Consider the following 12,609-nt stretch of genomic DNA (forward strand, 5'->3'; position numbering starts at 1 on the left):
CACCCGGGGCATCCGCCGCGCCCGGGGCGTCCGCCGCGTCCGGGGCGTTCACGACTGCTGGGCGGCCTTCACCTTGAGCGGCTCCCACCAGGCGCGGTTCTCGCGGTACCAGGCGATCGTCGACGCCAGGCCCTCTTCGAAGCCCACCTGCGGGGCGTAGCCGAGCTCCTCGCTGATCTTGCTGATGTCGAGGGAGTAGCGCAGGTCGTGGCCCTTGCGGTCCTCGACCGGCTCGACCCGGTCCCAGCCGGCGCCGGCGGCGTCCAGCAGCAGGCCGGTGAGCTCCTTGTTGGTGAGCTCGACGCCGCCGCCGATGTTGTAGACGTGGCCGGCGCGGCCCTTGTGCAGGGCCAGCTCGATGCCCCGGCAGTGGTCCGCGACGTGCAGCCAGTCACGGATGTTGCCGCCCGTGCCGTACAGCGGGACCTTCTTGCCGTCGATCAGGTTGGTGGTGAAGAGCGGGATGACCTTCTCGGGGAACTGGTACGGCCCGTAGTTGTTGGAGCAGCGCGTCACCACGACGTCCATGCCGTGGGTGCGGTGGTAGGCCAGCGCCAGCAGGTCGGAGCCCGCCTTGGACGCGGAGTACGGGGAGTTCGGCGCGAGCGGCCACTCCTCGGTCCAGGAGCCCTCGCTGATCGAGCCGTACACCTCGTCGGTGGAGACGTGGACGAAGCGGCCGACGCCGTGCTTGCGGGCGGCGTCCAGCAGCACCTGCGTACCCACGACGTTGGTCATCACGAAGGGGCCGGCACCGGCGATGGAGCGGTCCACGTGGGACTCCGCGGCGAAGTGCACCACCGCGTCGTGACCGGCCATGACCTGGTCGACGGCCTCGACATCGCAGATGTCGCCGCGGACGAACGCGTAGCCGGGGTGGCCCGCCACGGGCGCGAGGTTCTCCTCGACGCCCGAGTAGGTCAGCTTGTCGAAGACCGTGATCCTGGCGGCAGGATCTGCCGAGAGTATGGAGCGGACGAACTGCGAGCCGATGAAACCGGCGCCACCGGTCACGAGAATGCGCATAGTGCTTTCACTCTACTGGGCCACACCGGGGGGACGGCATTCCCCTCTGTACCGCGGTCCGGGTCCCCCACGGCTCCCCCGCGGGCCGCCGGACCTCGTCGTCTATCACCCCGGAAGGCGTGCAACGTATGGTGGCACGCATGCGTGGAATCCTCCTTGCAGGCGGCACCGGCTCCCGGCTCTGGCCCCTGACCCGAGCCGTGTCGAAGCAACTGCTTCCCGTCTTCGACAAGCCGATGGTCTACTACCCGCTCTCCACGCTGGTCATGGCGGGTATCCGCGAGATCCTGATCATCACGACTCCCGAGGACCAGGAGCAGTTCCGGCGCCTCCTCGGTGACGGATCACAGTTCGGCCTCGATCTGAGCTACGCGGTCCAGGAGCGCCCCGACGGCATCGCCCGGGCGTTCGCGCTCGGGGCCGACTTCATCGGCGAGGAGCCGGTCGCCCTGATCCTCGGCGACAACATCTTCCACGGCAGCGGCCTCGGCACGCGCCTGGCCGAGCGCACCGACCCCAAGGGCGGCGTCGTCTTCGCCTACCCGGTCGCCGACCCCACGGCGTACGGAGTGGTGGAGTTCGACGAGGACGGCCGGGCGATATCCATCGAGGAGAAGCCCGAGAAGCCGAAGTCCCGGTACGCGGTCCCCGGCCTGTACTTCTACGACAACCGGGTCGTCGAGATCGCCCGCACGATCGAGCCGAGCGCCCGCGGCGAGCTGGAGATAACCGCCGTCAACGAGGCCTACCTCAGGAAGGGCGACCTGGAGGTCACCGTCCTGGACCGCGGTACGGCGTGGCTGGACACCGGGACCTTCGTCTCCATGGTCCAGGCCTCGGAGTTCGTACGGGTCATCGAGGAGCGCCAGGGCTTCAAGATCGGCTGCGTCGAGGAGGCGGCCTGGCGGGCCGGGTTCCTCTCCGACGACGGGCTGCGCGAGCTGGCCCGGCCCCTGCTGAAGAGCGGCTACGGCGCGTACCTGCTGGCCCTGCTCGACGAGAAGAGCCGCGCGTGACGTTCCGCGAGCCCTCCACACTCCCGTCTTCCGTCCCGTCCCTCCCGAAGGCCCCGGTGCACTCCTCATGACCACTCTCGACATCATGCTGCCCTACTACGGCGACGTGGCCCTGATGCAGGCCGCGGTGCGCAGCGTGCGGGCCCAGACGGACCCGAACTGGCGCCTCACGGTGGTCGACGACGGCAAGGAGCCGTCCGTTCCCGGCTGGTTCGCGGAGCTCGACGACCCGCGCGTCTCCTACCAGCGCAACGAGCAGAACCTCGGCGTCACCGGCAACTACCGCAAGTGCCTGGGGCTGGTCCGCGAAGAGCACTTCGTGATGATGGGCACCGACGACATCATGCTGCCCGAGTACGTGGCCACCGTCCGGGCCGCGATCGCGAAGCACCCCGGCATCGGCATGATCCAGCCGGGCGTCGAGGTCATCGACGGCGCGGGCAAGCCCACCGAAGGGCTCGCCGACCAGTCCAAGCGCCGCCTGTACAAGCCCCGGTTCACCGGGGAGGCGCTGATGGGCGGCGAGACGCTCGCCACGAGCCTGCTGCGCGGGAACTGGCTGTTCTTCCCCTCCATCTGCTGGCGCACCGAGGCCGTCCGTACGGCCGGCTTCCGGGACAACCTGGAGGTCACCCAGGACCTCGCCCTGGTCATCGACCTGCTCCAGGCCGGCGAGCGGATGTTCCTGTCGGACACCCTGTGCTTCCAGTACCGCCGCCACGCCGTCAGCATCTCCTCCCAGCAGGCCTTCACCGGAAAGCGCTTCGAGGAGGCCAACCGCTTCTTCCTGGACGTCGCGGACCGCCTGGACGAGGCGGGCTGGACGAAGGCCGCCAAGGCCTCCCGGCTCCACCTGTCCTCCCGGATCCACGCGCTGACGATGCTCCCCGGCGCGCTGAAGAACAAGCAGGGCGACGGCGCCCGCACCCTGCTGCGGCACGTCGCCGGCTCTGACCACCGCTGACGGCGCACCCCCACCCCGACAGCCACCTCCTCTCTCCCCACCGTCCGGAGCCAACGCCCATGTCGCACACCAGCCAGCCCCTCCCCCGTGTGGCCGTCCTCGGAGCCACCGGCTTCATAGGCCGGGCACTGTGCGCCACGCTCGACGAGCGCGGCCACGGCCTGCTCGCCGTCGCCCGCAAGACGCCGACCGTCACGCCGCCGGGGGAGTTCGCCGCCTTCGACCTCACCCTCGACCCGCCGGCCGAGTTGGCCGCGCTCCTGACGGCGCACCGGATCGACGTCGTCGTCAACGCGGCCGGCGGCAGCTGGGGCCTGACGGACGAACAGATGGTCCCCGCCAACCTCGGCATGGCCGAACGCCTGCTGGAGGCCCTGCGGGGCATGGCGAAGCCGCCGCGGCTGGTGCAGATCGGATCCGTGCACGAGTACGGCCTCTTCCCAGTCGGCACGAGCTACGGCGAGGACTCCCCCGCGCGCCCCTCGACGCTCTACGGACAGCTCAAGCTCCGGGCCACCGAGCTGATCACCGAGGCCGTCCGCGAGGACGGCCTGGACGCCATCGTGCTGCGCCTGGGCAACGTCATCGGCGCGGGCCAGCCCGCCCACAGCCTCCTCGGCGTCATGGCGGGCAAGCTGGCCGAGGGCCGGGCCGCCGACGGCGCGGAGCTGTCGCTGATGCCCCTCACCGCCCAGCGCGAGTTCCTCCACCTCCAGGACGGGGTCGACGCCATCGTCCTCGCCCTCGCCCCGGAACGCGCCTGCCCGCCGGTCCTCAACCTCGGGCTCGGCCGGGCGACGTCCGCCCGCGAGGTGGTCGAGCTGCTGATCGAGGAGAGCCGCGTACCGACGCGGATCGTGGAGGTGCCCGCCCCGGCCGGCACCGGCCCGGAGACCGAGTGGCAGCAGCTCGACATCTCCACCACCGAGCGGACGCTGGGCTGGAAGCCGGTCCGGAGCCTGCGCGACGCCGTCGCCGAGCTGTGGACCGCCGTGTGCCCGGTCGGCGTCTGAGCAGGACCTCCGGTCCCCGCAGGCCCACCTCCGGTCCCCGCAGGCCCACCGCCGAGCCGACCGCCGAGCCCGCCGCCGCGCCCCGGCGGACCCCCTTCAAGGAAGTCTGACTCCCCTATGTCTCGCAGCGCACCAGTCCTGCCCGGCCGGCGCGGAACCCTCGGTGAGCTGTACTCACCCCGGGCCAACAGCTTCGGCGTCCTGCGCCTGCTCCTCGCCTCCTCGGTCGTGCTCTCCCACGTGTGGCCGCTCGGCTGGGGACCCCTGGACCCGCTCTGGAGGTACAGCGGGCAGCAGACCGACGTCGGCAAGATGGCCGTCATCGGCTTCTTCGTGCTGTCCGGATTCATGATCACGGGCAGTGGCGCCCGCAGCACCTCCGGCCGCTACGCCTGGCACCGCGCCCTGCGCATCCTGCCCGGCCTGTGGGGCTCGCTCCTCGTCTCCGCGCTGGTCATCGTCCCCTTCCTGTACTCCTACCTGCACGGCTCGGTGGGCGGGTACTGGAACCACCCCCAGGGCCCGGCCAGTTACCTCCAGGGCACGTGGAACACCTCCATCAGCACCCACTGGGACATATCCGGTGTGCTGGCCGAAGGAAAGGCCCGCGGAACCAACTTCGACCCCGGTGTCAACGGCGCCCTGTGGTCCCTGAAGTACGAGATCCTCTGCTACGTGATGGTCGGCGTGCTGGCCGCCTCCGGCGTGCTCACGCGGGCCCGCAAGCTCGTCCCGCTGTCGGCCGCCCTGCTCGGCATCCTGATCCTGCGGGACTGGATCGCCGCCCCCTCGCTGCGCGGCATCCCCGGCAACATGAGCGCCGCCGTGGAGGTGCCGCTCCTGGGCGCCATGTCGGTGCACTTCATCATCCACCTGTGCTTCGTGTTCCTGATCGGCGCCACGTTCCAGCTGTACCGCGACCGGGTGCCGGTCCACGACGGCCTGGCGCTGCTGTGCGCGGCGGTGCTCGGCGGCTCGCTGGCCTTCGGCGGGGTCTTCGTCTTCGGCTACCCCGCGTTCGCCTACCTGCTGCTGTGGCTCGCGATCCGGCTGCCGCGGCCGTTCCAGAAGATCGGGCGCAAGCGGGACTACTCGTACGGGATCTACATCTACGGCTTCACCGTGGAGCAGGCCCTGGCCCTGCTGGGCTACGCCAAGTACGGCAAGCCGGTCTTCCTGCTGCTGGCCATGGCCGGCACGCTGGTGCTGGCGGCGCTGTCCTGGCACCTGATCGAGTCGCCGGCCATGAAGCTGAAGAACTGGACCCCGTGGTTCGTCCGCAGGCTCCAGCAGCGCGGGACCGATGCGGCGCAGCCGCAGCCACAGCCACAGCCCCAGTCGCAGCCGCAGTCGCAGCCCGTCGTCGGGGAACCCGAGCCGTCCCCGGCGACCAGCGCCGGCTGACGCGGCGGGCGAACGCGAACGGCGGCGGCCGGGCCCGAAGGGGCCCGGCCGCCGCCGTTTTCGCTGCTCAGGAGTGGCCCAGATCCGGGGCCAGCGGGTCCGTGGTCAGGACCGAGCCGGAGTCGGAGGACGGGCGGAGGTGGAACTCGTCCGAGGCCATCGAGTCCAGGACGGGCGGCGCCGGCCGCGGCGGCTTCGGCATGACCGCGGCTTCCGAGTGGCCGCCGCAGCCGTAGGACAGGGAGACCAGCCGGCCGTCGGCCGGTCCGAACTCGTTCGCGCAGATGCCGAAGGCCTGGCCCAGCGAGCCGCCGATCGCGACGAGGAAGCCACAGGAGACGCACGAGGCCGGAGCCGCCTGCGCCATCGGGGTCTTCGCGCCGAAGGACTCGTCCCAGCGGTCGGCCGCACTGTGCAGCCCGTAGCGGGAGAGCACCCGCGCCCGGCGCATGCCCAGCTCTTCCGCCACCGAGGTGATGGAGCCGCGTACGGGCACCACCGCGCGGTCGGTGACGTCGGCGTCCTCCGCCTCGACCAGTTCGGCCATCTCGGTGGACACGACCGAGTTCGGCGGCGGGGCGTCCTCACCCGACCAGCCGGCCTCCAGCCGCAGGTCCTCGGCGTCCGTGGGGAGCAGGTCACCCGGACCCATGTCGCCCGGCCGCAGCCGCTCGCTCCACGGCACCCACTCGGGTGCCAGCAGGGCGTCGTCGCCCGGCAGGAGCACCGTTTCGTCGAGGGTGACGTTCTTCGCGCGGGAGGCGCGCGTCACGGTTACGGCCCAGCGCCAGCCCCGGTAGCCGGGGTCCTTGCACTCGAAGAAGTGCGTGACGACCCGGTCACCTTCCGCGATGGCGGCGGTGTGCTCGCCCACCACTCCGGGGTAGGCGGCCTCTTCGGCCGCCGCTCGGGCGAGGTCCACCGCCTCGACGCACAGGCGGTCGGGGGTACGGCTTCGCGTCGTCGCAGCACTCACAGGTCTCGTTCTCTCCTACGCCGTCTCACGAGTGCGCCGTCCGTACTTGTCGTCCACAACGACCCGTCGGCTGTCCCTACGTAGCGCGGGCGGAGCGGACCAGGGGGCCGCGTCGACGTCCGCGCCCGATCGGGTTCCAGGGCGCACCTACCTGCGATCCATTCTGCGGGATCGCGAAGAGGCGCGCGGCCAGGAGCAGCCGCCGGTGGCGCGCTACGCACGCTACCTCCTCCGGCGCCTTCGGCCCACATGCAAGGTCCGATTCGCGGACACCCGCGGCCAACCCGGGGGGCGGCCGGGTCCCCGCGACGCGCCGGAAGCAGGTTCCGGAGGACCAAGTGGGGCACTATGACCACGTGGCACCCGTACGGTCGTCCGATGACGGCTCGGGACCGGCCAGGCGGGCCGGCCGGGCCCTCGGGCGTGCCCTCCACCTGCCGTTCACCGGCACGGCACGCGGGATCCGGCGGGCCACGCACGCCCACGGGGCGGGCGAATCGGGCCTCGGCAAACTGATCGAGCTGCACGCGATCAACGGCGCCGGTGACGTGATGATCACAGTCGCCCTCGCCTCCACCGTCTTCTTCTCCGTCCCCACGGACGAGGCACGCGGCCGAGTGGCCCTGTACCTCGCCATCACGATGGCCCCCTTCACCCTGCTGGCCCCCGTGATCGGCCCCCTGCTGGACCGGCTCCCGCACGGGCGGCGGGCCGCGATGGCCGGCGCGATGCTCACCCGGGCCCTGCTGGCCGTGATGATGTCGGGCGCGGTGGCCACCGGCGGCCTGGAGCTGTACCCGGCCGCCCTCGGCGTCCTCGTCGCCTCCAAGGCCTACGGAGTGGTCCGCAGCGCGGTGGTCCCCCGACTCCTCCCACCGGGGTTCTCCCTGGTCAAGGCGAACTCCCGGGTCACCCTGGCCGGCCTGCTCGCCACCGGCGCCGCCGCGCCCGTGGGCGCCGCCCTGCACACGATCGGACCGCCCTGGCCGCTCTACGGGGCGTGCGCCATCTTCATCTGGGGCACCTTCGCGGCGTTCACGCTGCCCCACAAGGTGGACGAGGCCAAGGGCGAACGCCGGGCCCGGCTCTCCACCCACGAGGCGCACTCCAAGCGCCCGGGGCTGCGCACGGTCAGCCGGCCCGTGCTGTGCGGGCTGCTGGCCAACGCGTCGATGCGCGGGCTGTCCGGGTTCCTCATCTTCTTCCTGGCGTTCCTGCTGCGCGAGCACCCGCTCGCCGGACAGAGCGCGGCCGTGTCGCTGGGCATCGTCGGCGTCTCGGCGGGCGTCGGCAACGCCTGCGGAACCGCCGTCGGGGCCTGGCTCCGGGCCCGCGCGCCCGAGGCGATCATCGCCGCCGTACTGTCCCTGACCCTCGCGGTGGCCGTCCTCGCGGCGGTCTTCTTCAGCGGGGTGTTCATGGCCGTCCTCGGCGCCACGGCCGGCTTCTGCCAGGCCCTCGCGAAGCTCTCGCTCGACGCGATGATCCAGCGCGACGTGCCCGAGGCCGTCCGCACGTCCGCCTTCGCCCGCTCGGAGACCCTGCTCCAGGTGGCCTGGGTGCTGGGCGGCTCGATCGGCATCGCCCTCCCCCTGAACGGCGCCCTCGGCATGTCGGTCGCCGCGGCGGTGGTCGCCCTGGGCACCGCGATGGCCCTGCGCGGCTTCCTCACGTCCCCGCGGCACCACCACCCGACGTCCTCGCGGCCGCGGGTGGCGTAGCCGGGCCGCTCGCGCCACGGCGCCGACCCACGGGACCCCGTGCAGCACGGCACGCCACCCGCCCGATAGCCTTCGGCTCATGACCGCACCGCTTTTCTCGGGTAGGGCCCGCCGCAGCGTCGCGGCCCTCGGAGCCGTTTCCGCCGGCCTCCTCCTCCTCTCCGCCTGTGACAAGCCGACGCCGCTGGCGACCGTGACGGTCGGCACCTCGTCGGTGTCCGCCGAAGCCGCCTGCAGCGACGGCAAGGAACTCACGGGCGAGAAGGTCCAGGAGTGCTTCGGCGACCTCAAGCACGCCAAGAACATCGACTACGGCCGCGGCGACACGCTGCGCCTGGGCGTCGAGCCGGACGTCGTCGAGGACGGCAAGAAGTGGCAGGCGGTCCTCGACGGACAGCCGATCACCGAGCCCTCCTCCAACACCTACCGCAGCTTCCCCGGCGCCGACCTGTTCGCCACCGGCGGCGAGGGCGAGGCCCCGGCCTCCAAGAAGCTGAACATCGTCCAGGTCTCCGAGGACGGCAAGCCCCTCGCCGTCTGGGCCTTCAACGTCAAGCTCAAGTAGTCACACGCCCACCATGCGCGCGCTCATCGTGACCGCGGTGACGGCGGAGGCCGACTCCGTCGTCCGAGGCCTGTCCGGTCCGGTCCCTCATCCGGACCACACCCCCGGCCCGGACCACGCCCACGGCAGCGAACCGCCGCGCACCCTCCCCGGCGGTTACCTCATCCACCGCCGGGGAGCCTTCGACGTGCTGGTCGCCGGAGTCGGCCCGGCCGCCGCGGCCGCCGGTACCGCGACCGCCCTGGCGCTCGCGGCAGGCCCCGGCTACGGCCTCGTCGTCTCCGCCGGCATCGGCGGCGGGTTCGCGCCCGCCGCCCCGATCGGCTCACTCGTGGTCGCCGACGCGATCGTCGCCGCCGACCTGGGCGCCGAAACCCCGCAGGGCTTCCTCACCGTCGTGGAACTCGGCTTCGGCCGCAGCGTGCACCTGCCTCCCGCGGAGCTCGCCGCGCGCGCCGCCGAGGCCACCGGGGCGCTGCTCGCGCCGGTCCTGACCGTCTCCACCGTCACCGGCACGGCCGCCCGTACGACCGCCCTCGCCGTCCGGCACCCGCTCGCCGGGGCCGAGGCCATGGAGGGCTTCGGGGTCGCCGAGGCGGCCGCCGCCCACGGGCTGCCCGTACTGGAGGTCCGTGCCGTCTCCAACGCCGTGGGCCCGCGGGACCGCGACGCCTGGCGGATCGGCGAGGCGCTGACGGCCCTGGCCGACGGCTTCCGGGCCCTGGGCCCCGTACTCGCTTCCTGGGGAGGACCCTCATGACCGCAGCAGACGCCGCGGGGCCCGTACGGATCGCGTACTCGCCCTGCCCGAACGACACCTTCGTCTTCGACGCCTGGGCCCACGGCCGGATCCCCGGCGCGCCCGCCCTCGACGTCACCTTCGCGGACATCGACATCACCAACGGCCTGGCCGAGCGCGGGGAGGACTGCGCGTTCGACGTGCTCAAGGTGTCCTACGCCGTCCTGCCGTGGGTCCTGGAGGAGTACGCGCTGCTCCCCTGCGGGGGCGCGCTGGGCCGCGGCTGCGGCCCGCTGGTCCTGACGCGGGAGCCGGGCGTGGACCTGACCGGCAAGACGGTCGCGGTCCCGAGCGAGCGCTCCACCGCCTACCTGCTGTTCCGGCTGTGGGCCGCCGACGTGCTGCCCGAAGGCGTCGGCAAGGTGGTCGTCCTGCCCTTCCACGAGATCATGCCCGCCGTGCGCGACGGCCGGGTCGACGCCGGACTGGTCATCCACGAGGCCCGCTTCACCTACCGGGACTACGGACTGCACTGCCTGGCCGACATGGGCGAGCACTGGGAGTCCACGACCGGCCTGCCGATCCCGCTCGGCGCGATCATCGCCAAGCGCTCCCTGGGCGCGGACGCGCTGCGCGCGCTCGCGGAGTCGGCCCGTACCTCGGTCCGGATGGCCTGGGCGGACCCGGAGGCGTCCCGGCCGTACGTACGGGCGCACGCGCAGGAGCTGGACCCGGCCGTCGCCGACCAGCACATCGGGCTGTACGTCAACGAGTTCACCGCCGACCTCGGCGAAGCCGGCTACGCGGCGGTGCGCGGCCTGCTGACCAGGGCGGCCGCGGAGGGTCTGGTTCCGGCCATCGCAGCCGACGCGCTGGCGTTCCCGTAGACCCCTTCCCCATGAGCGTGACCGTGCCCCGCGGCCCTGACGAGCGGCGGGGCACGGTCGTGCGCGAGGGTCAGACGTCGAGCTGGTCGGCCACGGCGCGCAGCATGTCGGCGATCTTCCCGCCGTGGGCCTTGTCGGGGTAACGGCCCCGTTCCAGTTGCTGCGTGACGTTCTCCAGCAGGGTCGTGAGGTCCTGCACGATGGACGCGAGCTCGTCGGGCTTGCGCCGCTGCGCGGCCGCGACGGAGGGTGCCGGATCCAGGACGATCACCGAAAGCGCCTGGTCACCGCGTTGCCCTGCGACCACACCGAACTCGACGCGCTGGCCGGGCTTGAGCGCGTCCAGCCCGTCGGGGAGCACGGACGAGTGAACGAACACGTCGCCGCCGTCGTCGCGGGAGAGAAAGCCGAAGCCCTTCTCGCTGTTGAACCATTTGACCTTGCCGGTAGGCAAAGCGAGCACCCCATTCCACCAGTCAGCCAAACCACTGTTCCCGCAGGTCAGGCTATCCAGCGCTTGCTCTTGCCTGCCATTGCCCGAAGCCTCTCCGTCTATCTACCCCTCGTCAAGCCGCTCCACCCATACCGGCCAGTGGCACTGGCCGGTATCGAACGCGCTCCTTCTCCCGCTGATCCAGACGCTCTCGGAGCGTCGCGGGCAAGCCGGCGCTGGTCGGCGGCGGCCCGGTCATCGGCTGATCCGGCGGTCACGCGGGATCCGCGGGCACAGCCCACCGAACGGGGCCGGCCGGGGGCCGGGGAACTATCCTGGCCCCGTGACCCCTACTCCTCAGCCCGAGCCCGTGGACCCCGACGCGGCCCGCCCCGGTGACGCGCTCGTCAAGGCCGGCGGCATCGTTTTCATCGTCGGCGCCGTGGCCACGCTCGCCACGATGGCCCCGCTCTTCCTCGACGTGGACCCGTTCCCCTCGTACGCATGGGCCGTGTGCATGCTCATGGGCGTCGGCTTCGCGATCTCCGCGGCGGGCGTCCTGCGCTCGGCCGCCGCACAGCGCACGGCGGCCCGCGCCTCGCAGGCGTAGGACGGGACCGGGTCCGCGCGCGGTTACGCGGTCCGCGTGCGCTCGTACGCCGCGAGCCAGGCCGGCAGCTCCGTGAGGTCCGCCAGGACCACGTCCGCGCCCGCCTCCCGCAGTTCCGCCTCCGGGCACGGGCCCGTCGGGACCGTCACCGACACCGCTCCGGCCGTACGGGCGCCGCGGACGTCGCCGACGTGGTCGCCGACGTAGACCTGGGCGGCGTACTCGCGCAGGGCGACCGCCTTGGCCTCCGCCCACAGCCAGCCGATGACCGCGTCGGGCTTGATCCCCAGGTGGTCCAGGTGCAGGCGGGCGTTGGGCTCGTGCTTGGCGGTGACGACGATCGCGCGGCCGCCGAGGGCACGGACCGCCTCGACGGCCTCGCGGGCGCCGGGCATCGCCGGGGTCGGCTCGATGGCGTACGTGGGATAGATCTCCCGGTAGCGGTCGGCCACGGCGGGAATCTCCGCCTCCGGGAACCAGTACGCGAGCTCCTGCTCCAGCGGCGGACCGAGGCGCGAAACGGTCTGCGCGGTGTCGATGAACGTGCCCGTCTCTGCCGAGAGCACCTCGAAGGCCGCTTTGATGCCCGGCCGGGAGTCGATGAGGGTCATGTCGAGGTCGAACCCGACGGTCAGCTGCGTCTCGGGAGTCATGGCTCCATTGTGCCGACCGGGGCACCGCGACCGGGAACGCAGACTTAGCCTCGCCTTACCAGACGGTGAAATCTGGCGACATGTCGGCCCCCGCGCCCTCATAGCCCTGATGGTCGGCGCGGCCTGCCCTCGCCGGGACCGCGCTCCATCCTCGGCATCAGCCGGGGAGCCGGGGTCGCCGTCCCGTCGCGGGCCCGGTGGGCTGCCCTGCGGGGCTGGGTCCCCTACCCGCCCTTCCACCGTTCCCCGGGCGCTTGCCCGGACCCCGGTCCTCAAACGCCGGACGGGCTGAAAGGAACAACCCCGGCCGGGACTCAATGTCCCCCGGCCGGGGTCGGTGGGGGCTGCGTGCCGGGGTCGGGGACGGGGGCGGGGTGGGGTGTTGGCCGGGACGTAAAGCGTGATTTGTGGCGCACCACTCCGGATCACTGTCGAAGTAGCGCACAGGGCGCCTAAATCATGCAGTCCAGGCCGACACCCCCCCCCCCCCCCCGCCCCCCCCCCCCCCCCCCCCCCCCCCCCCCCCCCCCCCCCCCCCCCCCCCCCCCCCCCGGCCGCGGGGGCCCCCCCCCCCCCCCCGGCCCCCCCCCCCCCCCCCCCCC

The 12,609-nt window shown here is 72.5% G+C and carries 13 protein-coding genes; 9 read left to right on the plus strand and 4 right to left on the minus strand.

From position 1 onward, the window contains the following. Window positions 1-48: 48 nt before the first annotated feature. Entirely contained in the window at window positions 49-1,026 is a 978-nt protein-coding gene (gene rfbB / locus ACIQV3_RS31765) for a dTDP-glucose 4,6-dehydratase (protein WP_403718170.1), read from the minus strand. Between the two features lie 140 nt (window positions 1,027-1,166). Between rfbB and rfbA the strand changes: the two genes are divergently transcribed. The 4 genes from rfbA (at window position 1,167) to ACIQV3_RS31785 (ending at window position 5,423) form a co-directional block, all read left to right on the plus strand. After that, window positions 1,167-2,042: a glucose-1-phosphate thymidylyltransferase RfbA gene (gene rfbA, locus ACIQV3_RS31770; protein WP_403718173.1), complete on the plus strand. Its 876-nt coding sequence runs from the start codon at window positions 1,167-1,169 to the stop codon at window positions 2,040-2,042. 67 nt (window positions 2,043-2,109) lie between these two features. After that, a complete protein-coding gene (locus ACIQV3_RS31775; protein ID WP_403718175.1) occupies window positions 2,110-3,006 on the plus strand; it encodes a glycosyltransferase family 2 protein in 897 nt (298 codons plus the stop codon). 59 nt (window positions 3,007-3,065) lie between these two features. After that, entirely contained in the window at window positions 3,066-4,019 is a 954-nt protein-coding gene (locus tag ACIQV3_RS31780; RefSeq protein ID WP_403718178.1) for an NAD-dependent epimerase/dehydratase family protein, read from the plus strand. Between the two features lie 117 nt (window positions 4,020-4,136). Then, the gene (locus ACIQV3_RS31785) at window positions 4,137-5,423 is read left to right on the plus strand and encodes an acyltransferase family protein (RefSeq protein ID WP_403718181.1); all 1,287 of its coding nucleotides are present in this window, start codon (window positions 4,137-4,139) and stop codon (window positions 5,421-5,423) included. A 67-nt stretch (window positions 5,424-5,490) separates the two neighbouring features. On the opposite strand, the gene ACIQV3_RS31790 is transcribed toward ACIQV3_RS31785, so the two are convergent. Further along, entirely contained in the window at window positions 5,491-6,399 is a 909-nt protein-coding gene (locus tag ACIQV3_RS31790) for a DUF3027 domain-containing protein (protein ID WP_403718185.1), read from the minus strand. 338 nt (window positions 6,400-6,737) lie between these two features. Between ACIQV3_RS31790 and ACIQV3_RS31795 the strand changes: the two genes are divergently transcribed. The 4 genes from ACIQV3_RS31795 (at window position 6,738) to ACIQV3_RS31810 (ending at window position 10,311) form a co-directional block, all read left to right on the plus strand. Next, window positions 6,738-8,120, plus strand: a complete 1,383-nt coding sequence (locus tag ACIQV3_RS31795) for an MFS transporter (RefSeq protein ID WP_403718187.1) — start codon at window positions 6,738-6,740, stop codon at window positions 8,118-8,120. Window positions 8,121-8,199: 79 nt separating this feature from the next. Then, window positions 8,200-8,685, plus strand: coding sequence for a DUF2771 domain-containing protein (locus ACIQV3_RS31800; RefSeq protein WP_403718190.1), 486 nt, complete (start codon window positions 8,200-8,202; stop codon window positions 8,683-8,685). A gap of 13 nt (window positions 8,686-8,698) precedes the next feature. Next, a complete protein-coding gene (locus ACIQV3_RS31805; protein ID WP_403718193.1) occupies window positions 8,699-9,445 on the plus strand; it encodes a futalosine hydrolase in 747 nt (248 codons plus the stop codon). Continuing rightward, window positions 9,442-10,311: a 1,4-dihydroxy-6-naphthoate synthase gene (locus ACIQV3_RS31810; RefSeq protein ID WP_403718196.1), complete on the plus strand. Its 870-nt coding sequence runs from the start codon at window positions 9,442-9,444 to the stop codon at window positions 10,309-10,311. The genes ACIQV3_RS31805 and ACIQV3_RS31810 overlap by 4 nt, the downstream gene beginning before the upstream one ends. A gap of 70 nt (window positions 10,312-10,381) precedes the next feature. Here ACIQV3_RS31810 and ACIQV3_RS31815 read toward each other — a convergent pair whose 3' ends face one another. Then, window positions 10,382-10,765 (minus strand): cold-shock protein, encoded by a 384-nt coding sequence (locus ACIQV3_RS31815; RefSeq protein WP_399384708.1) that lies wholly within the window; start codon window positions 10,763-10,765, stop codon window positions 10,382-10,384. A gap of 322 nt (window positions 10,766-11,087) precedes the next feature. Between ACIQV3_RS31815 and ACIQV3_RS31820 the strand changes: the two genes are divergently transcribed. After that, entirely contained in the window at window positions 11,088-11,354 is a 267-nt protein-coding gene (locus tag ACIQV3_RS31820; RefSeq protein ID WP_403718198.1) for a hypothetical protein, read from the plus strand. A gap of 23 nt (window positions 11,355-11,377) precedes the next feature. On the opposite strand, the gene ACIQV3_RS31825 is transcribed toward ACIQV3_RS31820, so the two are convergent. After that, the gene (locus ACIQV3_RS31825; protein WP_403718200.1) at window positions 11,378-12,007 is read right to left on the minus strand and encodes an HAD family hydrolase; all 630 of its coding nucleotides are present in this window, start codon (window positions 12,005-12,007) and stop codon (window positions 11,378-11,380) included. Between the last annotated feature and the right edge of the window lie 602 nt (window positions 12,008-12,609).

The organism is Streptomyces sp. NPDC099050, assembly GCF_044759865.1.
Lineage (GTDB): Bacteria > Actinomycetota > Actinomycetes > Streptomycetales > Streptomycetaceae > Streptomyces.

Coding starts and splice junctions, on each gene's coding strand:
- ACIQV3_RS31800 (WP_403718190.1), top strand. CDS start 8,200: ATGACCGCACCGCTTTTCTCGGGTAGGGCCCGCCGCAGCGTCGCGGCC.
- ACIQV3_RS31780 (WP_403718178.1), top strand. CDS start 3,066: ATGTCGCACACCAGCCAGCCCCTCCCCCGTGTGGCCGTCCTCGGAGCC.
- ACIQV3_RS31810 (WP_403718196.1), top strand. CDS start 9,442: ATGACCGCAGCAGACGCCGCGGGGCCCGTACGGATCGCGTACTCGCCC.
- ACIQV3_RS31775 (WP_403718175.1), top strand. CDS start 2,110: ATGACCACTCTCGACATCATGCTGCCCTACTACGGCGACGTGGCCCTG.
- ACIQV3_RS31785 (WP_403718181.1), top strand. CDS start 4,137: ATGTCTCGCAGCGCACCAGTCCTGCCCGGCCGGCGCGGAACCCTCGGT.
- ACIQV3_RS31825 (WP_403718200.1), bottom strand. CDS start 12,007: ATGACTCCCGAGACGCAGCTGACCGTCGGGTTCGACCTCGACATGACC.
- ACIQV3_RS31805 (WP_403718193.1), top strand. CDS start 8,699: ATGCGCGCGCTCATCGTGACCGCGGTGACGGCGGAGGCCGACTCCGTC.
- rfbB (WP_403718170.1), bottom strand. CDS start 1,026: ATGCGCATTCTCGTGACCGGTGGCGCCGGTTTCATCGGCTCGCAGTTC.
- rfbA (WP_403718173.1), top strand. CDS start 1,167: ATGCGTGGAATCCTCCTTGCAGGCGGCACCGGCTCCCGGCTCTGGCCC.